Below are 25,974 nucleotides of genomic sequence, written 5' to 3'. Positions count from 1 at the left end.
GCGACGACACTTACGGTGTGCTTACACGTTGTCAAAAAGTTTCTCTTATGACGAATTTTCGAATATCTATTGACCTCGATCAAGCAATCCAGCCGCCGAACCATGCAGGCGCGCTCAGCCGAGGGGGTAGACGTCGCCCTGCACCGGGGGCGGAGCGTGCAAGTGGCTGCGCGGAAAAACCACGCGCGCCAGCGTCCCCTGCCCGGCCGGATTCGCATCCAGCGTGACGATGGCACGGTGCAGTTCGGCGATCTCGCGCACGATCGGCAGCCCCAGGCCGGAGCCGTCGACCCCACTTCCCAGCACGCGATAGAAACGCTCGAACACGCGCTCCCGATCGGCCTCGGGAATGCCCGGGCCGGTATCCTCGACTTCGAGGATCGGCGAGCCGGCGAAACGCGTCCGCACCGTCACGCGTCCGCCATGGGGCGTGTACTTGATCGCGTTGTCCACCAGGTTCTTGACCATTTCGCGCAGCAGCACCGGGTTGCCCTCGACCAGCAGTTCCCCGTCACCGCCCTCCGCCCCGAGATCGATCTCCTTCGCCTGCGCCCGCGGAAACAGCCCCAGCGCCACTTCACGCACGACCACCTCGAGGTTGACCGGCTCGACCGCATACAGCTTCTCGAAACTCGCCTCGGCCCGCGCCAGTGACAGCAACTGGTTGATCAGGTGGGCCGCGCGATCGGTGCTCTCGGCGATGTGAGCGAGCGACTGGCGCAATTGTTCGGGGTCGGTTTCATGCAAAGCGAGGTCGGTCTGCATCTTCAGCCCGGTCAGCGGCGTGCGCATCTGATGAGCGGCATCGGCGATGAAGCGTTGCTGGGCCTGCAGATTTTCTTCGAGACGCGCCATCATGTCGTTGAAGGCAACGATCAGCGGCCTCACCTCTTCCGGCACGCTCGCCGGCTGGACCGGCGAAAGATCGGTCGGCCGCCGACGACGAATCAGGCTCTGCAGGCGGTTGAGCGGCGTGATGCCGCGCGACAGCCCGACCCAGACGAGCAGCACCGCCAACGGAATGATGGCGAATTGCGGCAGCAGCACCCCGGTGACGACGCGCGACGCCAGGTCGCCGCGCTTGTTGCGGGTCTCGGCCAGCTGTACCCAGACCAATGGAGCATCTTCGCCCTCACCCGCCTTCAGCAGCCGATAGGCGACCCGCGTTTCCTCGCCATGGATGGTTTCGTCGCGAAACAGCACCTCCTCGCCCGCAGGCGGCTGCAGCCCCTGAGGCCTGGGAATGTCCGCATCGCCGGCCACGAGCACGCCATGCTCGTCCGCCACCTGGAAATACAGCACATCGTCCTGGTCCGCACGGAACAGGGCACGGGGCGGCGCCGGAAAACGCACGACGACCTGCCCTTCGTCGAATGCCACCATGCGGGACAGCATCCGGACATCATCGGCCAGCGCAAGATCGTAGGGCTGGTTGGCGATGTTGTCGGCGACGTTGTGCGTGATGATGATCGAGATCGGCCACAGGAACAGCAAGGGCGCCAGCAGCCAGTCGAGGATTTCGCCGAACAGCGAATTCGGCGGCCCCGGGCGTTTCGTACTCGATACGGCCTTGTCAGACTTTCGCCGCCGGCGCCGCATCCGAGTTCTCCAGGCAATAGCCCAGCCCGCGAGCGGTCACGATGCGCACACCGCTGTCCTCCAGCTTCTTGCGCAGACGGTGTACGTAGACTTCGATGGCATTGCTGGAGACTTCCTCTCCCCAGCCGCACAGGTGATCCACCAGTTGATCCTTGCTCACCAGTCGCCCGACGCGCAGCAGGAAGACTTCCAGCAAGCCGATCTCGCGCGCCGACAGTTCGAGCACCTGACCGTCCACCTTGACCACGCGGTCGGCCTGATCGTAGGACAGCCGCCCCAGTTCGAGGCAGCGCGCCTGACCGGTGCCGCGGCGCGTCAGGGCCCGTACCCGCGCCTCCAGCTCGGGCAGCGCGAACGGCTTGGCCATGTAGTCGTCCGCACCCGCATCGAGCCCGCGCACGCGGTCATCGACGCCGTCCTGCGCCGTCAGGATCAGCACCGGCAGCGCCGACTTGCGCGCTCTCAGGCGCTTGAGCACCTCGATGCCCGGCAGCCGCGGCAGGCCGAGATCGAGAATGAGCAGATCGTAAGGCTGGGAGGCCAGCGCCACGTCGGCGTCGATGCCGTTGTCGACATGATCGACGGCATATCCATTGCGCTTCAAGGCGCGGCCGATGCCGTCGGCAATCACGGGATCATCTTCTGCCAGCAGAATACGCATGGAATTCCGGGATGTAAGTTGTGCGTAAGCGAATGCACCTAGCATCTGCTGGAATGCACTCCCTGTGCTCGATCGCTGGATGCAGCGGAAGCGATCAATTATCCCACGGATTTTGACCATACTGGCAGCAAGGTCGAAAGAGCCTGTGGCAGAGTCTGCCGCAAACTGAAAAGGCCCCGCTTGCGCGAGGCCTTCCTGGTCAGACGGCAAGCGGCAAACCTGCCGAAACAGGCTTGCCGCAGGCAGGCATCACATCATGCCACCCATACCGCCCATGCCACCCATACCGCCCATGTCAGGCATGCCGCCGGCCGGCTTGTCTTCGGCCAACTCGCCGACCATGCAGTCGGTGGTCAGCATCAGGCCGGCAACCGAAGCGGCGTTCTGCAGCGCGGTACGGGTCACCTTGGTCGGATCCAGCACGCCCATCTCGACCATGTCGCCGTACTCGCCGGAGGCGGCGTTGAAGCCGTAGTTGCCCGAACCTTCGACGACCTTGTTCACCACCACGCTCGGCTCGTCACCGGCGTTGGCGACGATCTCGCGCAGCGGCTGCTCCATCGCACGCAGCACGATCTTGATGCCGGCGTCCTGGTCGTGGTTGTCGCCCTTCAGGCCGCTCAGGTTGGCGCGGGCACGCAGCAGCGCGACGCCGCCACCCGGCACGATGCCTTCTTCCACTGCAGCGCGGGTGGCGTGCAGGGCGTCCTCGACGCGAGCCTTCTTCTCCTTCATTTCGACTTCGGTGGCGGCACCGACCTTGATCACGGCAACACCGCCGGCCAGCTTGGCCACGCGTTCCTGCAGCTTCTCGCGGTCGTAGTCGGAAGTCGCTTCCTCGATCTGCACGCGGATCTGCTTGACGCGGGCCTCGATGCGATCGGCCTGGCCGGCACCGTCGATGATGATGGTGTTTTCCTTGCCGATCTCGATACGCTTGGCCTGGCCCAGATCGTCCAGGGTGGCCTTTTCCAGCGTCAGGCCGACTTCCTCGGCGATGACCTGGCCGCCGGTCAGGATGGCGATGTCTTCCAGCATGGCCTTGCGGCGGTCGCCGAAGCCCGGAGCCTTGACGGCGCAGGTCTTCAGGATGCCGCGGATGTTGTTCACCACCAGGGTGGCCAGGGCTTCGCCTTCGACGTCCTCGGCGATGATCAGCAGCGGGCGGCCGGCCTTGGCGACTTGCTCCAGCACCGGCAGCAGGTCACGGATGTTGGCGATCTTCTTGTCGAACAGCAGGACGAAGGGGTCGTCCAGCACGGCGACCTGCTTGTCCGGGTTGTTGATGAAGTAGGGCGACAGGTAGCCGCGGTCGAACTGCATGCCTTCGACGACGTCCAGCTCGTTGTTCAGCGACTTGCCGTCTTCGACGGTGATCACGCCTTCCTTGCCGACCTTGTCCATCGCATTGGCGATGATGTCGCCGATGTCGCTGTCGGAGTTGGCCGAGATCGAGCCAACCTGGGCGATTTCCTTGTTGGTCGAGCAGGGCTTGGACAGCTTCTTCAGCTCTTCGATGGTGGCGGCGACGGCCTTGTCGATACCGCGCTTCAGGTCCATCGGGTTCATGCCGGCGGCGACGTACTTCATGCCTTCGCGCACGATCGACTGCGCCAGCACGGTGGCGGTGGTGGTGCCGTCACCGGCGATGTCCGAGGTCTTGGAAGCGACTTCCTTGACCATCTGCGCGCCCATGTTCTCGAACTTGTCCTTCAGTTCGATTTCCTTGGCCACCGACACGCCGTCCTTGGTCACGGTCGGGGCGCCGAACGAGCGCTCCAGCACCACGTTGCGGCCCTTCGGGCCCAGGGTCACCTTGACCGCGTTGGCGAGGATGTTGATGCCGGCGACCATGCGTTCGCGGGCGGAATCACCAAACTTGACTTCTTTAGCTGCCATTCTTAAGAACTCCGGAATTTTTCAGGGATTAGCGCTTCAGGAATGCGGCAAGGCTCAGCCTTCGACCACGCCCATGATGTCTTCCTCGCGCATCACGAGGAGCTCTTCGCCTTCGACCTTGACGGCCTGGCCGGCGTACTTGCCGAACAGCACCTTGTCGCCCGCCTTGACGGCCATCGGACGCACGTTGCCGTCGTCGAGGATCTTGCCGTTGCCGACGGCCAGGACTTCGCCCTGATCGGGCTTCTCGCCTGCGCTGTCCGGGATCACGATGCCGCTGGCGGTCTTGCGCTCGGCTTCCAGACGCTTGACGATCACACGATCGTGCAGAGGACGAATCTTCATCGAGTTCACTCCTATCTTCGGTTCGACTGTTTGAGTTGATGGCTTGCGGGTTGCCCCGCGGAAAATTCGCAGTGGCCCGAATGCAGCAACTGCGCCGCTCCGGGCTTGTTAGCACTCACTGCCAACGAGTGCTAATAATAGGGACGGGGTTCGGGGATTTCAAGTGCAGCCGGTGTGATTTCTGTCTGCTCTCCCATGCAGGGCGTCATCGGACGCTGAACTTTTCGACCGCTGAGTCGCCCCAAGGCAAGACAAGCCCTTGAGCGATGGAGCATGGCCTCACAGCACGGCCGCCGCTCCGAACAGTGGATCGAAATGAACATTCTTGCTGCAAGCTTCCGGCACGCCCTTTTCGCTCTCTTCATCTGTCTCGGCGGCCTATCCTCGGCTACCAGCCAGCCTGCACCAGGCACACAGTGGCAGGGCGCCGCCTTCGAAGGCGATGCAGCCGGCCTCGCCCGCCTGGCCGCAGCCGGCGCCCAAGTGGTACGCGTCTATCGGCAGGCCGATGCCTGGGTGCTGGACGAAGCACAACGGCTCGGCTTGAAGGTGATCATGGGCCTATGGCTGGAGCATCCGCGCCATGGCTTCAGCTATGACGACGAGCAGGCCGTGCAGGCTCAGGAGCAGGCCATCCTCGACTTCGTCGAGCGCCACCGGGAACACCCCGCCCTACTCGCCTGGGGGATCGGCAACGAAATCGAGACCGCGGTGGAAAACCCGCTGCCACTATGGCGCGAAGTCGATCGCCTCGCTGCGGCGATCAAGCGGATCGATCCGGCCCACCCGACGCTGATGGTCGTCGCCGATACCGGCATGGACGCTTTCCGCAGCCTGGCGGACTGTTGCCCGAACGTCGACCTGCTGGGCATCAACGTCTATGCCGGTGCGGTATTCGATCTGTCTCGACGGCTGCGCGACGCCGGCATCGGCAAGCCGGTCGTCGTCACCGAGTTGGGGCCGCTCGGCCAGTGGCAGGCCGGTCGCAAACCCTGGGGAGCGCCGGTGGAGCCGACCAGCAGCGAAAAAGCCCGCTTCTTCACCGAGGCCCTCGACCACCTCGCGCGCCAGCCGCAGATTCGCGGCGTGTTCCCCTTCCTGTGGGGCGCCAAACAGGAACAGACCGAAACCTGGCACGGCCTGCTGCTGGCCGACGGCAGCGACACCGCGATGAGCGACGCGCTGGCCTCGTTCTGGGGCCGGCCGGTGGAGAGGCCCGCACCGGTCGTGCGCGGCATCGGCATCGCCGCCGACGTATTCGCCCCCGGGGCGGAGATTTCGGCCGGAATCGATGCCGTCAGCGCCGATGGCACGGCGCTGGAGACGGAATGGAAAATTCTTGCCGAAGCCACCGACCTGCGCAAAGGCGGCGACCACGAATCCCCGCCCGCTCGCATCGCCACGCACATCCTGCACGCCGATGCTGCCAGCGTGCGCCTGCTGGCGCCTGCCGAGCCCGGAACCTACCGCCTGTTCATCACGACACGCGATCACCACGGCAAAGCGGCAACGGCCAACCTTCCTTTTCTGGTGCGCTGATGCCTCCTGTTTCCGGGCACGAACCATCCCGGGCACCAGCATGAGCTCGGCCAGCGATCCGCACATGCCCTGGAGCGGGGAAAAGTTCACGGTCGACGGCTGTCGATGCTCGCTCGGCACGGCGGTCTGGATCACACTCCGCGCTCGACAGTCCAACGATCCGATACATCAGCCTCCTCCGCCCCATGTCCAACGATCGACGCATGTTCTCTCCTTCCACCGAGCGCAACCGCGGCCACATCCTGCCGATTCTGCAGCGCGTCCTGCCCGCTGCAGCCTCGGTGCTGGAGGTGGGCAGCGGAACCGGCGAACATGCCGTGTACTTCTGTGCCCACATGCCCTGGCTTCACTGGCAGCCGACCGAAGGCGATCCGGCCGCCATCGACTCCATCACCGCCTGGATCTCGCATTCCGGCCTGCCCAACATCGAGGCGCCGCTGGAACTGGAATTGAACAGCGAAAGCTGGCCGATCCAGCATGTCGATGCGGTGGTGGCGATCAACGTGCTGCACTATTCGCCGTGGTCGAGCACGGCGGCGCTGTTTCGCGGCGCAGCCCGTGTGCTGCCTGAAAACGGCATCGTCTATTGCTACGGCCCCTACCGCCGCGACGGTGCACATACTGCGCCGTCCAATGCCGCGTTCGACGAATGGCTGCACGGCATCGATCCCCGCTTCGGCGTGCGCGACCTGGAAGCCGTCGAGGCCGAAGCCAATGAGCATGGCTTCCGGCTCGACGAAGTCATCGAAATGCCGGCCAACAACTTCAGCCTGATCTTCCGGCGCGAGGCCTGAAGCCGGCACCCTGCCGCCGGTCAGAAGGCGATCGCCACGCCGAAGTGCAGCCGCAGCCTGCGTTCTTCGTGCCCCCAGGCGAGATCGACCGCCAGCGGCCCGGCCGGGCTGCGCCAACGAGCGCCGACGCCATAACCCGTGTGCAGATCGAAGTCGTCGCGCGTATCGGCCGCATCGCCCGCATCGACGAACACCGCCGCCCCCCATTGCGGCTCGAACCAGCGCACGTACTCCGCGCTCATGGTGCCGAGGTAGCGCCCGCCTACGGTCGCCCTGCCCTCACGGACCCCGAGGCTCTGGTAGGCGTAGCCGCGCACCGATTGCGCACCGCCGGTGCGGAACAGGAAATCCTGCGGAATGCCTTCCCGCGAATCGGCCAGCGTCACGCCGGCCTCGCCGCGCAGGATGAGCACGTCGCGCTCGCCGACCGGCTGGTAGCGCACCGCGCGGCCATACAGGCGGACGAAATCCTGGTCGGCCAGCGCCACCGCCGCGCCGCCGCCGACCTGGAATTCCAGCACGTAGCCGCGCGTCGGGTCGAGCAGATCATCGACGGCCCGCCGGAGCCAGGTCCAGTTGAGGGTCAGCGTGTTCTGCGAACTCGCTTCCGCGCCGCTGGGCTGGATGCGCTCGTGCTGCAGCCGCAGCGCGAGCTGAGTTTCGATGTCGCCCCGCACCGTGCTGCGCGTCGCGCCCACGGCCTGTGAGCTGACCTTGAGCCCTTCGAGATCGCTGCGATCGATCAGTGCGCCGAAACTGTCCCGATGCCGTCCCGCAGGCGGCAGGAAGATGTCGGCATAGGCCGACTGGCGGCGCTGCTCGATGCGCAGGCCGGTCGACAATTCCCAGGCACGATGGAACAGATTGGAATCGCGATAGCTGGCCTCGACGCGGAAGCCCGTATTGCTCGACACCCCCACGCCGAAGCCGAGGTATTTGGGCCTCGCCTCGGTCACCTGCACTCTGACCGGAACGGCCTTGGCCAGCGCAGGGTCGCGGTCGATGGACACGATCACCGAGGCGAAATGCGGCGTGTTCTGCAAACCGGTCTGGAACGCCAGCAAGGCTTCACGATCATAGGGCTCACCCGCCTCCAGGCGGCTGTAGCGCTGCACCAGATCGGCAGGCAGTTCCTGCAGGCCACTGACGTCGAGGTCGCCGAGGTAGAACGCAGGGCCGCTGTCCAGCGTCACGCTCAGGCGTGCCGACGCCGTGTCGGGATCGATCTCGGCGCGGCTGGCAACGATGCGGGCGGCCGCATAGCGGCGGGCGGCGACGGCATCGAGCAGCGCCTGCTTGGCGGCATCCCAGTCGGCCTGGCGGAAAGGCGCGCCCTGCGGCAGGCTCCAGCGGCCGCGCAAGGCCTCGAGATAGGCGTCCCCTCCCGCCTCCGGGTCGCCCTGCGCCGCCGCGACCTCGCCTTCGAAAGCGATCGATACCTGCCCGACGGTCGTCCGCTGCCCCGGTTCGACCTTCAGCAGCCAGCGGCCCGCTTCACTGCGGTCGATGCGGACCGATGGCGAAAAATAGCCCTCGGTCGCCAGCAACTGTTCCACCTCGCGCCGCGCGCGGCGTGACATGGCGATGCGGTCGGACGTGGCTGCGGGAAGCACCTGCTCGCCCTTGCGCAGCAGGCGGACATGGCGCTCGAGCAGTTCCCGCACTTCGCCCGGCGCCTCCAGGCTGACATCCAGCGCCTGCTGGGCAGCGGCAGGCAGGACAAGCTGCAGCGACACGCCCAGCAGCAGCGAGACGGTGAGACGCCGGCAGACCCGCATGCGAGACGATCAGTGCGCCCGGTGGTATTCGACGACGCGCTCCACCTCGGCCTTCGAGCCGAGGATCACCGGCACGCGCTGGTGCAATTCGGTCGGCAGCACGTCGAGAATCCGCTCCCGTCCGGTGCTTGCCGCGCCACCGGCCTGCTCGACCAGCATCGCCATCGGGTTCGCCTCGTACATCAGGCGCAGCTTGCCGCCCTTGGCGCGGCACTTCTCGTCCATCGGATACATGAAGATGCCGCCGCGCGTGATGATGCGATGCACGTCCGACACCATCGAGGCCACCCAGCGCATGTTGAAATCCACGCCACGCGGACCGTCCGCCCCTTGCTGCAGTTCCTCGACGTAGCGCTGCACCGGCGCTTCCCAGAAGCGCACATTCGAGGCATTGATGGCGTACTCGCGCGTTTCCTCGGGAATCGTCATGAACGGATGGGTGTAGATGAAGCTGCCCATCTCGCGGTCGAGCGTGAAGCCATGCACGCCGTTGCCAACGGTCAGCACCAGTTGGGTCGAAGGACCGTAGATCGCATAGCCCGCGGCAGCCTGCTCCCGCCCGGGCTGCATGAAGCTCTCCTCGGTCGCCGGTGCGCCGCCCGGCGGCATGCGCAGTACCGAGAAGATGGTGCCCACCGACACATTGACGTCGATGTTCGACGAACCATCCAGCGGATCGAACAACAGCAGGAAACCGCCTTTCGGATAATCGAAGGGAATCTGGTGCACGGTCTCGACCTCTTCCGAAGCCATCGCCGCCAGGTGGCCGCCCCATTCGTTGGCCTGCAGCAGGATCTCGTTGGCGATGACGTCGAGCTTCTTCTGTGCTTCGCCCTGGACGTTGTCGGTGCCGGCCTCGCCCAGCACTCCCGCAAGCGCGCCCTTGGAGACATTGACGCTGATGGCCTTGACGGCACGGGCGACGACCTCGATCAACAGACGCAGATCGGCGGTAATGCGACCAGCACGCTGCTGCTCGATCAGGAACTGGGTGAGGGTGACACGACGCATGAAGGGACTCCGTGGATGCGATTGATGCTGACAGCGACGGATTATCCCGGTTCCTTGCGCTCAGCGCACGGCAAAAAAAGTTTCACCGCTCTCCGGATGGATGGCTATCATCCCTGCCTTGGCCCAGGCACGGCGGTTCGAATCCCCGCTCCGCGCCACCGTCTTTCAGCACCTCCATCCTTTATGCACGTCATGGTTCTCGGCGCCGGCGTCACCGGTGTCACGACCGCCTGGTATCTGCGACAGGCGGGATTCGAAGTCAGTCTCGTCGATCGTCAGGCGGGCGCAGGCATGGAAACGAGCTTCGCCAACGGCGGCCAGATTTCCATCAGCCATCCCGAGCCCTGGGCCAACCCCTCGGCGCCCTGGCTCGCCTTGCGCTGGCTCGGCCGCGCCGACGCGCCGCTGAAGATCCGCCCGGCCGCCGACCCGGCCCAGTGGCGCTGGATGCTCGCCTTCCTGCACGAATGCCTGCCCTGGCGCACGCGCCGCAATACGGCAGCGATCGCCGCGCTCGCGGTCTGGAGCGGGCACTGCCTGGCCAGGCTGCGAGACGAAACCGGGCTGGAATACGAACAGCGCAAGCGCGGTATCCTGCACCTGTTCAACACGCCCCGGGAATTCGCCCGTGCACCTCGTCGAGTGGCGGAACTGGCGCATTTCGGCATCGAGGCACGCGTCTGCCAGCCTGCCGAATGCGTCGCCATTGAACCTGCGCTGGCGGCCCGGCAAAGCCCGCTGGCCGGCGGCATCCATGCACCGGGAGACGAGTCGGGCAATGCGCACCTGTTCACCCGGGCATTGGCCGAAAGGCTGGAGCAGGCGGGCGTGCGCTTCCACTGGAACACCCAGGTACTGCAGTTGAACCACGGCAACGGCACGATCAACAACATCGACATCGAGGACGGAATCGGCCGCAGAGGCGCGCTGATCGCCGATGCATACGTGGTCTGCCTCGGCAGCCGCAGCACGGCACTGCTGGCACCAACCGGCATGCGGCTGCCGATCTATCCGGTGAAAGGGTATTCGATCACCGCAGCATTGACGGAGCCCGCCAGGGCGCCCGAAGTCAGCCTGACCGACGAGTCGCGGCGGATCGTCTGCTCCCGCCTCGGAGATCGCCTGCGCGTTGCCGGAACGGCCGAGCTGGCGGGGTTCGATACCCGCATCCGGCCCGAACGCATCCGCCCGCTGCTGGACTGGACCCGGCAGAACTTCCCCGGTGCCATCGACGAGGCCAGCGTCGAGCCCTGGGCAGGCCTGCGGCCGGCCACGCCGGGCAATCTGCCGCTGATCGGCAGGAGCACGAGCGCGAATCTGTGGCTGAACACCGGCCATGGCACGCTGGGCTGGACGCTCGCCTGCGGCTCGGCCAGCGCGCTCGTGGCCTTGATGCGCGGCGAACGCCCTCCGGTCGCCTACCCTTTCCGTACCTGATCGGTCGGCGGCGCCGGAAAGGATCTCAGGCGCAAGCGGCCTTGTCGTCGGCCGTCAGCGTGGCACAGGCGCAGCCTGCAGATTTCTCGCCACCTTCCTCGACCGGCACGAAACCTTCCGCCTCGACGTCGTAGCCGACGCTGTTGAGATGGAAGGCGAGCGCCGCATCCATGCCGTTGGTGTGGTTCTCGAACCACGCCGGCAGTTCCTGGATCAGGCGCCTGGCGAAGAACATGTCGCCATTGGCCACGCGCTTGCGGATGTCGTGCAGCACGGCGAGCACGCGCTCATGCTCGGCACGGTGACAGCCCGGGAAATCCACCGCTTCCATCCAGCGGTTCTCCTGGGCGAAGTGCGCTTCGGTATGGGCGACGAAGGCGTCGTAGGCGGTGAGGAAGTGCTCCGGTGCGGCGTTCGCCACGGCGGTATACAGCTCGACGAACTCGCGATGGGTGTCGTCCATGCGCGCAAGACCGTTCTCGAGCTTTTCGCTCCATTCCAGGCTGGACATCGTGTCTCCTTACTTGACCACGGTCAGGTGCGAAGGGCGCGGGCGCCGCGGCGAGCCATCGCCGGGCTTCGCCGCTTCCTCGCGTGCCTTTGCTGCCGCCTCGCCCATGTCTTCGGCCGCTTCCGGCTCCCGGGCGTCGCCGTCCCGGGATACCAGCGCGGGCACGCTCTCGCCCCCTTCCTCGAGTTCGGGCTCGAAAGCCATGCCCTGCCCGTTCTCGCGCGCATAGATCGCGATCACGTTGGCGACCGGAATCACCAGCGAATGCGCGACACCGCCAAAGCGGGCCTGGAAGCTGACGTAGTCGTTGGCCATCTGCAGGTGGCCGGTGGCCTCGGACGACAGATTGAGCACGATCTGGCCGTCGCGGGCATAGCCGGGCGGCACGCGCGTCTGCCCATCGACGATGGCGGCGAGGTAAGGCGTGAACCCCTGGTCGACGCACCATTCCCAGATGGCGCGCAGCAGATAGGGTTTGGTCGATATTGTGCTCATGGTCTTTCCATCAGGCGATGCCCGCGCCGGCGGCGGGGCATCGCGGGTCGAACGGTCAGCGGCGCATCACCTTCTCGGAAGGCGTCAGCGCGTCGATGAAGCCCTGGCGGCTGAAGATGCGCTCGGCGTACTTCATCAGCGGCGCCGCCGCCTTGGGCAGTTCGATGCCGTAATGTTCCAGGCGCCACAGCAGCGGTGCGATGGCGACGTCCAGCATCGAGAACTCCTCGCCGAGCATGAACTTCTGCTTGGTGAAGATCGGCGCCAGCTGGGTGAGATGGTCGCGGACGTGGGCACGCACCTTGTCCACTCCCTTCTGGTTGGCCTCCAGCGCTTCGAGGTGCGAGAACAGCTCGTGCTCGAAGGTGTGCAGCAGCTGGCGCGCGCGAGCACGCATGATCGGGTCGGGCGGCATCAGTTGCGGATGCGGGAAGCGCTCGTCGATGTACTCGTTGATGATGTTCGACTCGTACAGCACGAGATCGCGATCCACCAGCACCGGCACGCGGTTGTATGGATTGATGACGGCAATGTCTTCGGGCTTGTTGTAGAGATCGACGTCGATGACTTCGAAGTCCATGCCCTTCTCGAACAGGACGATCCGGCAGCGGTGGCTGAAAGGATCGGTCGTGCCGGAATACAGATTCATCATGGTGTTGCCACTCCGGGGATGCAAAAGCAAAAGCGCACCACGCGATATCGCGTGGTGCGTCTGGGTTAGGACTAGATCAACAGGCCTCCCGGCCTGCCGCGGTTCCGATCAATGAATGTCCTTCCAGTAGTTCTTCTTCAGGGCATAGGCCAGCACGAAGAAACCTGCCAGGAAGATCAGCACGACGGTACCGATCGCCTTGCGCTTCTCGGCCACCGGCTCGCCCATCCACACGAGGAAGGAGACCAGATCGGCCACGGCCTTGTCGTACTCCTCGACCGACAGCTTGCCGGGCTTGGCCAGCGTCAGCTCGACGTGCTTGCCGCCATGGCCGTCATCACTGACCTTGGCCACCTGCTCGCCCTGCAGCTCCCACAGCACGTGCGGCATGCCGACGTTTTCGAAGATCACGTTGTTCCAGCCGGTAGGGCGCTCCGGATCGCGGTAGAACTGGCGCAGATAGGTGTAGAGCCAGTCCGCACCGCTGCCGTCGCCGGAAGCACGCGAACGCGCGATCACCGACAGGTCCGGCGGAGCGGCGCCGAACCAGGTCGTACCATCGGCGCGGCTCATGCTGATCTTCATCAGATCGCCGACCTTCTCGCCGGTGAACAGCAGGTTGTCGCGGATCATCTGCTCGGACAGGCCGATGTTCTCCAGCTGGTTGTAGCGCACGTAGGAGGCGCCGTGACAGTTCAGACAGTAATTGACGAACAGCTTGGCGCCATGCTGCAGCGCGGCCGGCTCGGTGCTCACCGGTGCCTTGTCGAGGTTCACCGAGACGTCGGCCGCCAGCGTAAGCGCCGGGGCGAACAGCAGCACGGCTGCTGCACGCTTGACGAAATTGATCACGCGCATTTTCATTTGAAGTTCACCCTTTCCGGTTCGGCCTTGCACTTGTCGAGCTTGCTGTACCACGGCATCAGCAGGAAGAACGCGAAATACAGCACCGAGCAGATCTGCGACACCAGCGTACGACCCGGGGTCGGGGGCAGCACGCCCAGGTAGCCCAGGATGAAGAAGCAGATGACGAAGATGACCACGGCGATCTTGAAGATCGGACCCTTGTAGCGGATCGACTTCACCGGGCTGCGGTCCAGCCAGGGCAGGAAGGCGATGATCACCACCGACGCGCCCATCGCCACCACACCCCAGAACTTCGCATCGAGACCGAACAGCGGATAGGTCACTGCGCGCAGGATCGAATAGAAGGGCGTGAAGTACCACACCGGCGCGATGTGCGGCGGCGTCTTCAGCGGGTCGGCCGGGATGAAGTTGTTGAACTCCAGGAAGTAGCCGCCGCCTTCCGGCGCGAAGAACACCACCGCGCTGAAGAAAAACAGGAAGGCGACAACGCCGACGATGTCCTTGACGGTGTAGTAGGGGTGGAAGGGGATGCCGTCCAGCGGGATGCCGTTGGCGTCCTTCTTCTTCTTGATCTCGACACCGTCCGGGTTGTTGGAGCCGACTTCGTGCAGCGCGATGATGTGCGCGGCGACGAGGCCGATCAGCACCAGCGGCACGGCGATGACGTGGAAGGAGAAGAAGCGGTTCAGCGTGGCATCGGACACCACGTAGTCACCACGGATGACCAGCGACAGGTCCGGACCGATGACCGGGATCGCCGAGAACAGGTTGACGATGACCTGCGCGCCCCAGAAGGACATCTGGCCCCAGGGCAGCAGATAGCCCATGAAGGCTTCGGCCATCAGCACCAGGAAGATCAGCGTGCCGAAGATCCAGATCAGCTCGCGCGGCTTGCGGTAGGAACCGTAGAGCAGGCCGCGGAACATGTGCAGATACACGACGATGAAGAAGGCCGAGGCACCGGTCGAGTGCAGGTAGCGGATCAGCCAGCCGCCCGGCACCTCGCGCATGATGTACTCGACGCTGGCGAAGGCCACCGGCACGCCGGCGGCGTTCAGCGACGCATCCGGCTTGTAGTGCATGACCAGGAAGATGCCGGTCAGGATCTGGATCACCAGCACCAGCAGCGCCAGCGAGCCGAAGAAGTACCAGAAGTTGAAGTTTTTCGGGGCGTAGTATTCGGTGAGGTGCCCCTTGATGGACGACGTCAGCGGAAAACGCTCGTCGATCCAGTTCAGCACAGCCTGGGATTTGGTCGTCATCGCTTATGCCTTCCCGTCTTCGCCAACAAGAATGGTGGTGTCCGCGAGGTACTGATGCGGCGGAATTTCGAGATTGTCCGGCGCCGGCATGCTGCTATAGACGCGGCCGGCCAGGTCGAAGAGCGAGCCGTGGCAGGGGCACAGGAAACCGCCGGGCCAGTCTGCGCCCATGCCGCTCTCGGCGCCCATCTTGAATTTCTCGGACGGGGAACAGCCCAGGTGAGTACAGATGCCGACCGCGATCAGGTATTCCGGCTTGATCGAGCGGTGCTTGTTCTTGGCGTACTCCGGCTGCATCGGCTTGTCGGACGCGGGATCGCTGACCTTCTCGTCGGTCTTGTCGAGCGAGGCCAGCATCTCTTCGGTGCGGCGCAGGATCCACACCGGCTTGCCGCGCCACTCCACCGTCATCATCTCGCCCGGAGCGAGCTTACCCACATCCACTTCGACCGGCGCACCGGCTGCCTTGGCACGCTCGGACGGCGTCAGGCTGGCAACGAACGGCACCGCTGTTGCCACGGCGGCGGCACCGCCCGCGGCGGACGTCGCCAGCAGCAGGGTGCGGCGGCTGCTGTCCATCTTTTGATCAACGCTCATGACCCTCTTCCCTGAAAGGAAAACGAAAGACCCGGATACAAATAACTTCGGGATTATAGCGAAGTCGTCGCAGCAGAGAAAGCGCAAAGGCCGGATCGCCAGTCGGAACAAGGCTTTCCACGTGGCATCCATGCGACGCCAGAGCATCGCCGACAGCATTTTTGCTGCATTGCAAAACCCGTTTGCTCCACATGCCTCAGACCGAGCGCCGCTCGATCAGCGCCTGGGCGATCGTGCCGGTGTCGGTATGCTCGAGCTCGCCGCCGACCGGCACTCCGCGCGACAGGCGGCTGACTTTCAGGCCGCGCGCCGACAGCAGGCTGGCAACGGTGTGGGCGGTCGCCTCGCCTTCGTTGGTGAAGTTGGTGGCGAGGATGACTTCCCTGACCTTGCCGTCGCTCGCGCGCGCGATCAGCTTGTCGAGCCGCAGTTCCCTCGGCCCGATGCCGTCGAGCGGCGACAGCCGCCCCATCAGCACGTAGTACAGCCCGCTGTAGGACTGCGTCTGCTCGATCATCGCCAGATCGGCCGGCATCTCGACCACGCACAACAAGGAAGCATCGCGGCGCGGGTTGGCGCAGCGCGCGCAGACCGCCTCCTCGCTGAAGGTGTTGCAGCGCTCGCAGTGGCGCAGCACGTCGAGCGCATGGGCGAGCGCGCCGGCCAGCCGCGCGGCGCCGCGCTGATCGCGCTGCAGCAGGTGGTAGGCCATGCGCTGCGCCGACTTCGGCCCGACGCCGGGCAGGCAGCGCAGGGCTTCGATCAGTTCGTCGAGGCTGGAAGGCGACATCCGCCCGCTCCCGTCAGAACGGCAGCTTCATGCCCGGCGGCAGATTCAGGCCGGCGGTGAAGCCCGACATCTTTTCCTGGGTGGTGGCTTCGACCTTGCGCACCGCGTCGTTCAGCGCGGCAGCGACCAGATCCTCCAGCATTTCCTTGTCGTCCATCACCGAATCGTCGATCGAGACGCGGCGCACGTCGTACTTGCAGGTCATCTGCACCTTGACCATGCCGGCGCCGGACTGCCCTTCGACTTCGACCGAAGCGAGCTGCTCCTGCATCTTCTTCATGTTTTCCTGCATCTGCTGGGCCTGCTTCATCAGCCCGGCGATTCCGCCTTTCATCATGCTGGCTACTCCAATGGAATTGATCGTTCAAACGAGGGAAGGAAGGCGGCAAGCCACCGCCGTTCACAAGGGTTTCACGCTGTTCTCGACCAGCGTCGCATCGAAGCGCTCGATCAGCTCGCGCACGAAGGGGTCGGCCTCGAGCGCCGCGACCGCATCGGCATGGCGCGCACGGCGCTCGGCCTCGTCACGCTGGGCCGGCGTCTCGCCGGCGATGTCGCCGACTTCGATGCGCACCCGCAGCGCCCGCCCGGCCGCATTGCCGAGCATGTCCTGCAGCCGCTCCGCCGCCGCGCGGTTCATGTCGAACAGGTGGCGATGCGCATTCGACAGCCGCAGGCGCAACTCGCCATCGTCGAAATCGAGCCATTCGCAATGCTGCGCGAGTTCGCGCATCAGGCCGCTCAAGCCGAGCGCCCTGATCAGGCCGCGCCAGTCGCCCATCGCCAGCAAGGCGGTCACGTCGCCGCCGGCTGCCGCGGGCGCTGCAATCTCGGCTGCCAGCGGCCCTTCCGAATCCACGGTCGCGACAGGCGTGCCCGGATGCCGCGGCTGCGCCGCCGGCTCGGCAAGCGCAGGCCTGGCTTCGCGCGCGACCACCACGGCATCGACCGGCACGGCCGGCGGCACGACCGCGGAGGCAGGATAGTCCCCGGCGTAGGCCTCGGGCGGCAGCTCTTCCCACGGTGGCACGTCATGGTCGCCGTCGGATGTGACCGGCGCGGGTCCGGCAGCGGACTCCGCACACCGGGGCATATCCACGGACGGCGGGGGCGAATCGGCGGGACGGGAGCCTGCAGCAGGCGGCGTGGCCATCGGGGCTGCGGCCTGCATAGCGTGCGGCACAAGGGGCTCGGAAACGCGCTGCGGCGCTACGGCACTGGCGTTTCCGGGTTCGGTGACCACACTTGCCGGAACCGGCGCCGGTCCCGCCGACGGCTTCGCCGGTTCGGGCGCCTCGCGGACCGGTGCCCGGGGCGATGCCGCCGTCGGCTGGACGGCAGCGGGCACCGGGCTGCGGGCCTGGCCGCTGCCGGCAGGCGCGACGCCGGGGCCACCGAGCGCGGCCGGCTGTTCCGGGCGGAAGGCATGCAGGCGCAGCAGCGTCATCGCGAAACCGGTGTATTCGTCCGGTGCCAAGGGTAGTTCGTCGCGGCCATGGATGGCGATCTGGTAGGCCAGTTGCAGGAATTCGGCATCGAAAGCGGCAACGTAGGTGACGATGCGGGCGCGTTCCACTTCGTCCGCGATGGCATCCGGCGCATGTTGCGCAAGCGCGATGCGATGGAACAGGCTCGCCAGCGACTGCAGCGCCGCGTCGAAGGACAGGCTGCGCGCCTCCATGCCGTCCGCCACCGCCATCAGGCCAGCCACGCTGCCGGCCGCCAGCGCATCGAGCACCGCATACAGGTGATCGTCGCCGACCGTGCCGAGCATGTGCGTGACCTGCTCCTCCTCGACCTTGCCGGCGCCGTGCGCGATCGACTGGTCCAGCAGCGACAGCGCATCGCGCATCGAGCCGTTGGCCGCCTTGGCGAGGTGGCGCAGCGCGCCCGGTTCGAACGGCACCGCCTCGGCCTGCAGGATGCGCGTGAGGTGGTCGACGATGTGGCCGGGCGGCATCTGCTTGAGGTTGAACTGCAGGCAGCGCGACAGCACCGTGACCGGAATCTTCTGCGGATCGGTGGTGGCGAGGATGAACTTGACGTGCTCGGGCGGCTCTTCCAGCGTCTTCAGCATGGCGTTGAAGGCGTGGCCGGTCAGCATGTGCACTTCGTCGATCATGTAGACCTTGTAGCGGCCCTGCACCGGCGCATACACCGCCTTGTCCAGCAGCGCCGCCATGTCATCGACGCCGCGGTTGGACGCGGCGTCCATCTCGACGTAATCGGGGAAGCGGTCGGCATCGATCGCCTTACAGGCCTCGCATTCGCCGCAGGGCTCGGCGGTGATACCGGTCTCGCAGTTCAGCGCCTTGGCCAGGATGCGGCTGATGGTGGTCTTGCCGACGCCGCGCGTGCCGGTGAACAGCCAGGCATGGTGCAGCCTGCCGGTGGCGAGCGCATGCGTCAGCGCCCGCACGACGTGCTCCTGACCGACCAGCGTGCCGAAGGACTTCGGCCGCCACTTGCGCGCAAGGACCTGATAGCTCATGGCGCCCGATTCTAGCAGAGCAGGACGCCCCGTCCGGTGCCGATCATGCGAGCGGCCGAAATGCCGATCGATAGCCAGCAAGGATCGCCATCATTCTTCTTATCAATTTGAACTATCGACATCCCGATCCTATCCTTGTATCGAGTCCAAGGAATCCAGGAGGAACCGGCCATGAACCCCATGAACCCATTCCGCTCCGACATCGACGCCTTGTTCGAATTGTTGTGCCAGGTGTGCGCCGAGTTTGCGCAGACGCTCTAGCGCCTCGCCGGCCGCACCTCGCCGGCCGCACCGTTTCCACCCAGCGCATCGATCAGAAGGAATCCATCCATGGTTGCCGAAGTCGCCCGTCTGCACCTCCAGCCCGCCAGCCCCTCCGGCGTCGCGCGTGCGCTCGCCGGCTGGATGATCACGCTCACCGGCCTTGCCGTCCTGGTGGCCCAGGCGCTGCGCGGCATCGACGGTTTCGAGCTGCCGCTCGCCGCTGCGCTGTCCGGCGGTGCGATGGCGGCGGGCGCCACGGCACTGGGGGCGCTGCCGGTGCTGACGCTGCGCCGGATCGGCGCCGGCATGCAAGCCATGCTGCTCGGTTTCGGTGCCGGCGTGATGCTGGCCGCCAGCCTGTTCTCGCTGCTGCTGCCGGCGTTCGAGGCGGCGCAGGTGCAAGGCCGGGGGCCATCCGGCGCCGGCATGCTGGTGGCAACCGGGTTCCTGAGCGGCGCCCTGCTGTTGCTGGCAATGGACCGCCTGCTGCCCCATTCGCACACGCCCGCCCGGGCGGGTTCCAGCGACGTGCGCAACGGCACCTCGGCGTGGCTGTTCGTGTTCGCGATCGCGGTGCACAACATTCCCGAAGGCCTGGCCATCGGCGTGGCATCCGGGCTCGGCGAACTGCAGGCCGGCAGCGGCAGCGCCGTCGCCACCGGCATCTCGCTGCAGAACGTACCCGAAGGCCTGATCGTCGCCATCGCCCTCGCCGCAGCCGGCTACAGCCGCATGTTCGCCTTCGTCGTCGCCACTGCATCCGGCCTGATCGAGCCGATTGCCGCGATCACCGGTTCGATGGCGGTTTCCGCTTCCGCGGAGATCCTGCCATGGGGGCTGGCAGCGGCGGCAGGGGCGATGCTGTTCGTCGTCAGCCACGAAATCATTCCGGAATCGCATCGCCGGGGCCGCGAAACCCTGGCAACCGGCGGGCTGATCCTCGGTTTCGTCACGATGATGCTGCTGGACGGCCTGCTCGGCTGAAAATTGGGTCCTCACGGCGGCGCCGGAGAGAGATTCGCAGGCTGCCCGTCCGGAACGTGAAAAAGCCGAGGCGCTCCGCAACGGAGCATCCTCGGCTTTCCGGATTCGGGGTGGCGAGCCCGACCCCCGGCACTTACAGGAAACGGCTGTGGCTGCTGCCTTCCGGCCCTGACCAGATTCACCGCGCTGCAATGCGGGGAGACCCGCCACGGCCGGCATTGTAGCAGCATGCCGGCCATGTGGGGCACGAGGCTCAGCCTTTGAGCTCGGGGAAATCCTCCTCGAAGAACTCGAGTTCGCCGCGGGCCTCCTGAGCGCGGGCCTCTTCGGCCTTGCGCAATTCGACACGGCGGATCTTGCCCGAGATCGTCTTGGGCAGGTCGGCGAAGGACAGGCGGCGGATGCGCTTGTACGGTGCCAGCCGTTCGCGGGTGAAGGCGAAGATGTCCTTCGCCAGTTCCCTGCTCGGCTGCTGCCCGGCGACCAGGATCACGAAAGCCTTGGGTACCGCCAGGCGCACCGGATCGGGGCTCGGCACCACCGCGGCCTCGGCCACCGCCGGATGCTCGATCAGCACGCTTTCCAACTCGAACGGGCTGATCCGGTAGTCGGAAGCCTTGAACACGTCATCGGCACGGCCAACGTAGGTGATGTAGCCATCGGCATCGATGCTGGCGACGTCGCCGGTGCGGTAGTGGCCATCGCGCATCACTTCGGCGGTCTTGGCCTCGTCGCCCGCATAACCCACCATCAGCCCGGTCGGGCGGTGCTCGCCCGTCACCAGCGAAATCTCGCCTTCGTCGACCGGATTGCCGTCGGCGTCGAGCAGCGCAATCCTGTAGCCCGGCAGCGGCCTGCCCATCGAGCCGGGCTTGAGCGGCTGGTCGGGCGTATTGCCGATCTGCGCCGTCGTCTCGGTCTGGCCGTAGCCGTCGCGGATGGTGATGCCCCAGGCTTTCTTCACCTGCTCGATGACTTCGGGGTTCAGCGGCTCGCCGGCACCGATCAGCTCGCGCAGGCGGGTTTTCACCGCAGCGAGATCCTGCTGGATCAGCATGCGCCACACGGTCGGCGGTGCGCACATCGTGGAGACTTCGTACTTCACCAGCACGTCGAGCAGCGCCCGGGCGTCGAAGCGGCCGTAGTTGTACAGGAACACGCAGGCCCCGGCGTTCCAGGGGGCGAAGAAGCAGCTCCAGGCATGCTTGGCCCAGCCCGGCGAGGAGATGTTCATGTGGCGGTCGTTGGGTTTCAGGCCGATCCAGTACATCGTCGACAGGTGGCCGACCGGGTAGGACTGGTGGGTGTGCAGCACCAGCTTGGGCTTGGACGTGGTGCCCGAGGTGAAGTACAGCAGCAGCGGGTCGTCCGCGCGGGTGACACCCTCCGGGGTGAAGAGCTCGGACTCGGCGGCGGCGTCCTCGAAGGCCTTCCAGCCGGCCGGCGCGCCGCCCACGGCGATGCGGGTGAACGCGCCCGGCAGCTTCTCGAACTTGTCGGTATGGGCCGAGCCGATGACCACGTGCCTGACCCGGCCGCGCTCCAGCCGATCGACCAGATCGTCCGGCGTCAGCAGCGTGGTGGCGGGAATCACCACCGCGCCGAGCTTGATCGCCGCCAGCATGGTTTCCCACAGCGGCACTTCGTTGCCGAGCATGATCAGGATGCGGTCGCCACGTTCGACGCCCTGTCTGCGCAGCCAGTTGGCGACGCGGTTCGAACGCGCCGACATCTCGGCGAAGCTCAGCTTCGACTCGCGGCCGTCCTCCTCGACGATCCACAGCGCCGGATCGTCGTTGCCCCGGGCGAGCGCATCGAAGTAGTCCAGCGCCCAGTTGAACTCAGTCAGCTTCGGCCACTTGAAGCCGGCGTAGGCGGTGGCGTAGTCGCTGCGGTGTTGCAGCAGGAAATCGCGCGCGGCGATGAATTCAGCAGCACTCATGGTGCTTCTCCTCCTGGTTGTCGTCGAAAGCTGTCGGCAGTCATGCGCCTGCATGTCTGCGCTTATTGTTTATTACGTTGACGTTAACGTAATACAAACCTGAAATCAAACAACAGCGCAGATCGGGGACGCGGCGGACAGCATCCTTTCCCTGCACTTCCGAAGAGGCTTGCCGAATGGCTTGTCGAAGAGGCCTGCCGGACGGCTCGCCGAAGCGCCGCCGCGGCGCCATACTTGCGGCCTATAGCGACAACGACCGGAGTAAAGATGCCCCACGTCCAGCAACGCCTTCACGCCCGCTATGGCAACGACGCGAGCGTTCCCCTCGAGATGGCTTGCACCCCGCTGATCGAACAGCTTCTCGACCACCGCTCGGTGCGCGGCTACCTGCCCGACCCCGTCGGCGACGACATGCTGACCGCCATCATCGCCGCCGCGCAGTCGGCGGCCAGTTCGTCCAACCTGCAGGCCTGGAGCGTCATCGCCGTGCGCGACCCGGCCACGCGCGCAGCCCTGGCCGAATACGCCGGCGGCCAGGCCCACGTCAGGGACGCGCCGCTGCAGCTGGTATGGCTCGCCGACCTCGCCCGCCTTGCCCACATTGCCGAAGTCACCGAACGCCCGGCCGAAGCGCTCGACTACACCGAGATGTTCCTCGTCGGCGTCATCGATGCCGCACTCGCGGCACAGAACGCCGCCGCCGCGGCCGAGTCGCTGGGGCTCGGCACGGTCTATATCGGCGGCATGCGCAACCAGCCCGAGAAGGTCGCGGAGTTGCTGGCGCTGCCCCAGCGCGTGGTCGCGGTATTCGGCATGTGCGTCGGCCACCCCGACCCGGCGCATCACGCGGCAGTCAAGCCGCGGCCGCCGCAACCGGTTGTGCTGCACCACGAAAAATACTCGCTGGCAGCACAGGACGGCGGCATCGAAGCCTACAACGCCGCGATGGCCCGCTTCTACGACGAACAGCGCATGAACGTGCGCGGCACCTGGGCCGTGCATTCGGCCAAGCGCATCGCCGGCCCGCAGACCCTGTCCGGCCGCGACCGCCTGGTCGAGGCGCTGCGTGCACGCGGCTTCCAGCTCAAGTAGGGATACGGGGCGGGAGGCAGCCACAGCGAGTGCCCGCAGACCGTGACGCACTCGACAGCGCAGGGTAGTCCCGGCAAGACAGGATTACCCATTTTGGGGTATATTGCGCACATCCGCGACGGCCCCCTCCGGCCTGCCGACCAACGTTTCCCAAGAGGCAAGATGATCCGCAATTCGCTGCGCCTGCGGCTGTGGCTGACGATCGGCCTCGCCCTGGCACCAGTGCTGGTGTTCGTGCTGGTGGACTACCACCAGCAGCGCACGCAAACCATCGAGCGCGCGCACGAGGAAATTTATCAGTATCTGTCCGCCGCCCGCAGGGAGGCGGACAAGGCTCACCAGAACGTGGGCCTCGCACTGCGGTTGATCGCCCGTTCGAACGACTTGCGCTCGCTCGACAGCACCGCCTGCGAAGATATCGCCCAGCGCGTGCTTGCATCGATGGAAGACGTCATGAACATCGGTGCGGCCCGCTCGGACGGTCAGATCTTCTGCAGCGCGCTGCCCGGACGCAAGAACGTGAACATCGCCGACCGTGCCTGGTTCCAGGCCACCCTCAACGGCAACGGCGTCTCCCACGGCGAGTCCTACATCGGCCGCATCTCGAACAAGCCCGTACTCACGTTCGGCTATCCGCTGCGCGGCCCCGAAGGGAAGACGAATGGCCTCGTATTCGCGACGCTGTCACTAAACTGGCTCAACAGCCTGATTGAGGACTTCAAGCTGCCACCGGGCTGGGAAGCCAGCATGGTCGACCAGCGCGGCCATATCCTGGCTCACTATCCCAACCCCGAGCAGTGGCAGAACCATGTCCTCACGGCGGATGAGCTGACGCAACTGCGTCACACACTGGCGACGGCAGGCGGCGTCGCCGAACTGACCGGCCCCGACGGCAAACGGCGGCTGTACGGCGTCACCTCTCCCGGCTTCACCTCGGCGAACGATCTCATCGCGATCGGCGCCCCGCTCGAACGCTCGCTCAGCGCAGTCGACCGGCGCTTCCAGATCCACCTGGCGATCTTCGCCGCCGTCGCCCTGCTGTCGGCGCTGATGGCCCGCCTGTACATCTATCAGTCGATCGAGGTATGGACCTCGCGCATCCGCAACGCGGTGGCACGGATTGCCGCCGGCGAACTGGACACCCGTGTCGGCCACGGTGCGAAAGTCGAGGAGCTGGACGAGGTCAGCGCCGGCATCGACCACATGGCTGCGGAAATCCAGCGGCGCGACGCCGAGCTGCGCCGGCTGTCGATGGCCATCGAACAAAGCCCGGAGTGCGTCGTCATCACCGACACCAACGCCCGTATCGAATACGTCAACGACGCCTTCCTGCGCATCACCGGCTACAGCCGCGAGGAAATCATCGGCCGCAATCCGCGCATCCTGAACACCGGCAGAACACCGGGGGAAACCTACACGGAGCTGTGGGACACGCTGACCCGCGGCGAAGTCTGGCGCGGCGAATTCCACAACTCCCGCAAGGACGGTTCAGGCTATCTTGAGCTGGCCACGATCGCGCCGATCAAGCAGGCCGACGGCACGATCACGCACTACGTCGCGGTCAAGGAAGACATCACCCAGCGCAAGCAGTCCGAAGCCCTGCTGCATCGCCTCGCCTATTACGATGCGCTGACCGGGCTGCCCAATCGCGCCCTGCTGCGCGACCGCCTCGAGCAGGCGATCCGCGTCAGTAGCCGCAACGAAGTCTGGGGCATGCTGCTGTTGCTGGACATCGACCGCTTTCGCAAGCTCAACGATTCCCTCGGCCACAGCAGCGGCGACCAGTTGTTGAAGGAGCTCAGCGAGCGGCTGCAGGCAGCCGTGCGCGAGGACGACACCGTCGCCCGCCACGGCGACGACGATTTCGCAATCATCATCGAGAACATCGGCGCCGGCGAAGCCGATGCCATTGCCCGTGCCGAGCTGATCGCCAAGAAGCTGCACAAGGAACTGGACATCCCCTACCAGTTGGGTGGCGCGCAGAAAGGCCCCTACTACGCGACGCTGAGCGTCGGCATCAGCCTCTTCCGCGGCCACGCCTCCTCACCCGAAACACTGCTGAAGCAGGCCGAAGTCGCGCTCTACTCGGCAAAGGAGGACGGCCGCAACGCCATCCGCTTCTTCAACCCGGCGATGCAGGCCGTGGTCGATGCACACACGCGCATGGAGATCGGCTTGCGCGCGGCGCTCGACAACGGCGGTTTCCACCTGCTCTACCAGCCCCAGGTCGATCGCCAGGGCCGGCCCGCCGGCGCCGAAGCCCTGATCCGCTGGTCCGGCCCGGACGGAACGACCATCTCGCCGGCCGAGTTCATTCCGCTCGCCGAGGACACCGGGCTGATCGTGCAGATCGGACAGTGGGTGCTCGACACCGCCTGCGCGCAACTCGCACAGTGGCAGCAGTCGGCGACGACCCGCCACCTGTCGATCGCGGTCAATGTCAGCGCACGGCAGTTCCGCCAAGCGGATTTCGTCAGCCTCGTACGCAACGCGATCGAGAGAGCGGGTGCCGACCCGTCCCGGCTGAAGCTCGAACTGACCGAAAGCGCGATTCTCGACGATCTCGACCAGAGCATCACCCGCATGAACCAGTTGCGCGAATTCGGCATCCAGTTCGCGCTGGACGACTTCGGCACCGGCTATTCCTCGCTGTCCTACCTCAAGCGCCTGCCCTTCGCCCAGTTGAAGATCGACCGCTCCTTCATCCGCGACATGGCAGAGGACGAAGGCAGCGAGACCATCGTGCTCGCCATCCTGTCGATGAGCCACGCCCTGAGCCTGGAAGTGGTTGCCGAAGGCGTCGAGACGCCGATCCAGCGCGAGTTCCTGCGCCTTCACGGCTGCGAATTCTTCCAGGGTTACCTGTTCGGCAAGCCCCTGCCGATCGAGGAATGGCAGGATTTCCTGGCGATGGTGTGAGCGCGGCCTGCACCGCGGCCCGGGCGCAACGGGCGGCATGATGGA

General features: G+C 65.8%; 22 protein-coding genes and 1 other RNA gene. 6 read left to right on the top strand and 17 right to left on the bottom strand.

Annotated elements, in window-relative coordinates; translation table 11 throughout:
* Nucleotides 1-114: 114 nt before the first annotated feature.
* From NX068_RS15315 to groES, 4 genes are all read right to left on the bottom strand, one after another.
* Nucleotides 115-1,599, bottom strand: a complete 1,485-nt coding sequence (locus tag NX068_RS15315; protein ID WP_263462119.1) for a sensor histidine kinase — start codon at nucleotides 1,597-1,599, stop codon at nucleotides 115-117.
* Nucleotides 1,574-2,260, bottom strand: a complete 687-nt coding sequence (locus NX068_RS15310; RefSeq protein WP_068635497.1) for a response regulator transcription factor — start codon at nucleotides 2,258-2,260, stop codon at nucleotides 1,574-1,576. The genes NX068_RS15315 and NX068_RS15310 overlap by 26 nt, the downstream gene beginning before the upstream one ends.
* A 249-nt stretch (nucleotides 2,261-2,509) precedes the next feature.
* Nucleotides 2,510-4,159 (bottom strand): chaperonin GroEL, encoded by a 1,650-nt coding sequence (gene groL, locus NX068_RS15305; protein WP_263462118.1) that lies wholly within the window; start codon nucleotides 4,157-4,159, stop codon nucleotides 2,510-2,512.
* Nucleotides 4,160-4,213: 54 nt separating this feature from the next.
* Nucleotides 4,214-4,504 (bottom strand): co-chaperone GroES, encoded by a 291-nt coding sequence (groES, locus tag NX068_RS15300; protein ID WP_263462117.1) that lies wholly within the window; start codon nucleotides 4,502-4,504, stop codon nucleotides 4,214-4,216.
* A gap of 273 nt (nucleotides 4,505-4,777) precedes the next feature.
* Here groES and NX068_RS15295 point away from each other — a divergent pair, with 273 nt between their 5' ends.
* Together NX068_RS15295 and NX068_RS15290 are read left to right on the top strand one after the other, a co-directional pair.
* A complete protein-coding gene (locus NX068_RS15295; RefSeq protein ID WP_263462116.1) occupies nucleotides 4,778-6,043 on the top strand; it encodes a glycoside hydrolase family 2 TIM barrel-domain containing protein in 1,266 nt (421 codons plus the stop codon).
* Between the two features lie 203 nt (nucleotides 6,044-6,246).
* A complete protein-coding gene (locus NX068_RS15290; RefSeq protein ID WP_263462115.1) occupies nucleotides 6,247-6,837 on the top strand; it encodes a DUF938 domain-containing protein in 591 nt (196 codons plus the stop codon).
* Nucleotides 6,838-6,857: 20 nt separating this feature from the next.
* On the opposite strand, the gene NX068_RS15285 is transcribed toward NX068_RS15290, so the two are convergent.
* Together NX068_RS15285 and NX068_RS15280 are read right to left on the bottom strand one after the other, a co-directional pair.
* Nucleotides 6,858-8,615, bottom strand: a complete 1,758-nt coding sequence (locus tag NX068_RS15285) for an autotransporter assembly complex protein TamA (protein ID WP_263462114.1) — start codon at nucleotides 8,613-8,615, stop codon at nucleotides 6,858-6,860.
* 9 nt (nucleotides 8,616-8,624) lie between these two features.
* Complete coding sequence (locus NX068_RS15280) at nucleotides 8,625-9,626, bottom strand: class 1 fructose-bisphosphatase (RefSeq protein WP_263462113.1); 1,002 nt, start codon at nucleotides 9,624-9,626, stop codon at nucleotides 8,625-8,627.
* A gap of 183 nt (nucleotides 9,627-9,809) precedes the next feature.
* Between NX068_RS15280 and NX068_RS15275 the strand changes: the two genes are divergently transcribed.
* Nucleotides 9,810-11,063 (top strand): D-amino acid dehydrogenase, encoded by a 1,254-nt coding sequence (locus NX068_RS15275; RefSeq protein WP_263462112.1) that lies wholly within the window; start codon nucleotides 9,810-9,812, stop codon nucleotides 11,061-11,063.
* 25 nt (nucleotides 11,064-11,088) lie between these two features.
* On the opposite strand, the gene NX068_RS15270 is transcribed toward NX068_RS15275, so the two are convergent.
* From NX068_RS15270 to dnaX, 9 genes are all read right to left on the bottom strand, one after another.
* Nucleotides 11,089-11,574 carry a hemerythrin domain-containing protein gene (locus tag NX068_RS15270; RefSeq protein WP_263462111.1) on the bottom strand — a complete coding sequence of 162 codons (486 nt, stop codon included), beginning with the start codon at nucleotides 11,572-11,574 and terminating at the stop codon, nucleotides 11,089-11,091.
* A gap of 9 nt (nucleotides 11,575-11,583) precedes the next feature.
* Nucleotides 11,584-12,069 carry a ClpXP protease specificity-enhancing factor gene (locus NX068_RS15265; protein ID WP_263462110.1) on the bottom strand — a complete coding sequence of 162 codons (486 nt, stop codon included), beginning with the start codon at nucleotides 12,067-12,069 and terminating at the stop codon, nucleotides 11,584-11,586.
* Nucleotides 12,070-12,124: 55 nt separating this feature from the next.
* Nucleotides 12,125-12,721 (bottom strand): glutathione S-transferase N-terminal domain-containing protein, encoded by a 597-nt coding sequence (locus tag NX068_RS15260; RefSeq protein ID WP_068636083.1) that lies wholly within the window; start codon nucleotides 12,719-12,721, stop codon nucleotides 12,125-12,127.
* A 108-nt stretch (nucleotides 12,722-12,829) separates the two neighbouring features.
* On the bottom strand, nucleotides 12,830-13,585 hold the full coding sequence (locus NX068_RS15255; RefSeq protein ID WP_263462109.1) for a cytochrome c1: 756 nt from the start codon (nucleotides 13,583-13,585) through the stop codon (nucleotides 12,830-12,832).
* Complete coding sequence (locus NX068_RS15250) at nucleotides 13,582-14,850, bottom strand: cytochrome b (RefSeq protein WP_263462108.1); 1,269 nt, start codon at nucleotides 14,848-14,850, stop codon at nucleotides 13,582-13,584. The genes NX068_RS15255 and NX068_RS15250 overlap by 4 nt, the downstream gene beginning before the upstream one ends.
* Nucleotides 14,851-14,853: 3 nt before the next feature.
* Nucleotides 14,854-15,447, bottom strand: a complete 594-nt coding sequence (gene petA / locus NX068_RS15245; protein ID WP_263462107.1) for a ubiquinol-cytochrome c reductase iron-sulfur subunit — start codon at nucleotides 15,445-15,447, stop codon at nucleotides 14,854-14,856.
* Between the two features lie 196 nt (nucleotides 15,448-15,643).
* A complete protein-coding gene (recR, locus tag NX068_RS15240) occupies nucleotides 15,644-16,237 on the bottom strand; it encodes a recombination mediator RecR (RefSeq protein WP_263462106.1) in 594 nt (197 codons plus the stop codon).
* A gap of 13 nt (nucleotides 16,238-16,250) precedes the next feature.
* The gene (locus NX068_RS15235) at nucleotides 16,251-16,574 is read right to left on the bottom strand and encodes a YbaB/EbfC family nucleoid-associated protein (RefSeq protein WP_263462105.1); all 324 of its coding nucleotides are present in this window, start codon (nucleotides 16,572-16,574) and stop codon (nucleotides 16,251-16,253) included.
* Nucleotides 16,575-16,637: 63 nt separating this feature from the next.
* A complete protein-coding gene (gene dnaX / locus NX068_RS15230) occupies nucleotides 16,638-18,728 on the bottom strand; it encodes a DNA polymerase III subunit gamma/tau (RefSeq protein WP_263462104.1) in 2,091 nt (696 codons plus the stop codon).
* Nucleotides 18,729-19,058: 330 nt separating this feature from the next.
* Between dnaX and NX068_RS15225 the strand changes: the two genes are divergently transcribed.
* Entirely contained in the window at nucleotides 19,059-19,976 is a 918-nt protein-coding gene (locus NX068_RS15225) for a ZIP family metal transporter (RefSeq protein ID WP_263462103.1), read from the top strand.
* A gap of 109 nt (nucleotides 19,977-20,085) precedes the next feature.
* Here NX068_RS15225 and ffs read toward each other — a convergent pair.
* Both ffs and NX068_RS15215 read right to left on the bottom strand, forming a co-directional pair.
* An RNA gene (ffs, locus tag NX068_RS15220) (signal recognition particle sRNA small type) lies at nucleotides 20,086-20,184 on the bottom strand.
* A gap of 45 nt (nucleotides 20,185-20,229) precedes the next feature.
* Nucleotides 20,230-21,918 (bottom strand): AMP-binding protein, encoded by a 1,689-nt coding sequence (locus NX068_RS15215; RefSeq protein WP_263462102.1) that lies wholly within the window; start codon nucleotides 21,916-21,918, stop codon nucleotides 20,230-20,232.
* Nucleotides 21,919-22,185: 267 nt separating this feature from the next.
* Between NX068_RS15215 and NX068_RS15210 the strand changes: the two genes are divergently transcribed.
* Together NX068_RS15210 and NX068_RS15205 are read left to right on the top strand one after the other, a co-directional pair.
* Complete coding sequence (locus tag NX068_RS15210) at nucleotides 22,186-23,010, top strand: NADPH-dependent oxidoreductase (protein ID WP_263462101.1); 825 nt, start codon at nucleotides 22,186-22,188, stop codon at nucleotides 23,008-23,010.
* A gap of 162 nt (nucleotides 23,011-23,172) precedes the next feature.
* Complete coding sequence (locus tag NX068_RS15205) at nucleotides 23,173-25,929, top strand: bifunctional diguanylate cyclase/phosphodiesterase (RefSeq protein WP_263462100.1); 2,757 nt, start codon at nucleotides 23,173-23,175, stop codon at nucleotides 25,927-25,929.
* The last annotated feature ends 45 nt before the right edge of the window (nucleotides 25,930-25,974 follow it).

This window comes from Thauera carbonicopians (genome assembly GCF_025699485.1).
Taxonomy (GTDB): Bacteria; Pseudomonadota; Gammaproteobacteria; order Burkholderiales; family Rhodocyclaceae; genus Thauera.
This window is presented reverse-complemented; position numbering and strand designations above follow the sequence as displayed.

What these genes read in the sequence shown, in the direction of transcription:
- NX068_RS15315 (WP_263462119.1), bottom strand. Translation starts at nt 1,599, where the DNA reads ATGCGGCGCCGGCGGCGAAAGTCTGACAAGGCCGTATCGAGTACGAAA.
- NX068_RS15310 (WP_068635497.1), bottom strand. Translation starts at nt 2,260, where the DNA reads ATGCGTATTCTGCTGGCAGAAGATGATCCCGTGATTGCCGACGGCATC.
- groL (WP_263462118.1), bottom strand. Translation starts at nt 4,159, where the DNA reads ATGGCAGCTAAAGAAGTCAAGTTTGGTGATTCCGCCCGCGAACGCATG.
- groES (WP_263462117.1), bottom strand. Translation starts at nt 4,504, where the DNA reads ATGAAGATTCGTCCTCTGCACGATCGTGTGATCGTCAAGCGTCTGGAA.
- NX068_RS15295 (WP_263462116.1), top strand. Translation starts at nt 4,778, where the DNA reads ATGGCCTCACAGCACGGCCGCCGCTCCGAACAGTGGATCGAAATGAAC.
- NX068_RS15290 (WP_263462115.1), top strand. Translation starts at nt 6,247, where the DNA reads ATGTTCTCTCCTTCCACCGAGCGCAACCGCGGCCACATCCTGCCGATT.
- NX068_RS15285 (WP_263462114.1), bottom strand. Translation starts at nt 8,615, where the DNA reads ATGCGGGTCTGCCGGCGTCTCACCGTCTCGCTGCTGCTGGGCGTGTCG.
- NX068_RS15280 (WP_263462113.1), bottom strand. Translation starts at nt 9,626, where the DNA reads ATGCGTCGTGTCACCCTCACCCAGTTCCTGATCGAGCAGCAGCGTGCT.
- NX068_RS15275 (WP_263462112.1), top strand. Translation starts at nt 9,810, where the DNA reads ATGCACGTCATGGTTCTCGGCGCCGGCGTCACCGGTGTCACGACCGCC.
- NX068_RS15270 (WP_263462111.1), bottom strand. Translation starts at nt 11,574, where the DNA reads ATGTCCAGCCTGGAATGGAGCGAAAAGCTCGAGAACGGTCTTGCGCGC.
- NX068_RS15265 (WP_263462110.1), bottom strand. Translation starts at nt 12,069, where the DNA reads ATGAGCACAATATCGACCAAACCCTATCTGCTGCGCGCCATCTGGGAA.
- NX068_RS15260 (WP_068636083.1), bottom strand. Translation starts at nt 12,721, where the DNA reads ATGATGAATCTGTATTCCGGCACGACCGATCCTTTCAGCCACCGCTGC.
- NX068_RS15255 (WP_263462109.1), bottom strand. Translation starts at nt 13,585, where the DNA reads ATGAAAATGCGCGTGATCAATTTCGTCAAGCGTGCAGCAGCCGTGCTG.
- NX068_RS15250 (WP_263462108.1), bottom strand. Translation starts at nt 14,850, where the DNA reads ATGACGACCAAATCCCAGGCTGTGCTGAACTGGATCGACGAGCGTTTT.
- petA (WP_263462107.1), bottom strand. Translation starts at nt 15,447, where the DNA reads ATGAGCGTTGATCAAAAGATGGACAGCAGCCGCCGCACCCTGCTGCTG.
- recR (WP_263462106.1), bottom strand. Translation starts at nt 16,237, where the DNA reads ATGTCGCCTTCCAGCCTCGACGAACTGATCGAAGCCCTGCGCTGCCTG.
- NX068_RS15235 (WP_263462105.1), bottom strand. Translation starts at nt 16,574, where the DNA reads ATGATGAAAGGCGGAATCGCCGGGCTGATGAAGCAGGCCCAGCAGATG.
- dnaX (WP_263462104.1), bottom strand. Translation starts at nt 18,728, where the DNA reads ATGAGCTATCAGGTCCTTGCGCGCAAGTGGCGGCCGAAGTCCTTCGGC.
- NX068_RS15225 (WP_263462103.1), top strand. Translation starts at nt 19,059, where the DNA reads ATGGTTGCCGAAGTCGCCCGTCTGCACCTCCAGCCCGCCAGCCCCTCC.
- NX068_RS15215 (WP_263462102.1), bottom strand. Translation starts at nt 21,918, where the DNA reads ATGAGTGCTGCTGAATTCATCGCCGCGCGCGATTTCCTGCTGCAACAC.
- NX068_RS15210 (WP_263462101.1), top strand. Translation starts at nt 22,186, where the DNA reads ATGCCCCACGTCCAGCAACGCCTTCACGCCCGCTATGGCAACGACGCG.
- NX068_RS15205 (WP_263462100.1), top strand. Translation starts at nt 23,173, where the DNA reads ATGATCCGCAATTCGCTGCGCCTGCGGCTGTGGCTGACGATCGGCCTC.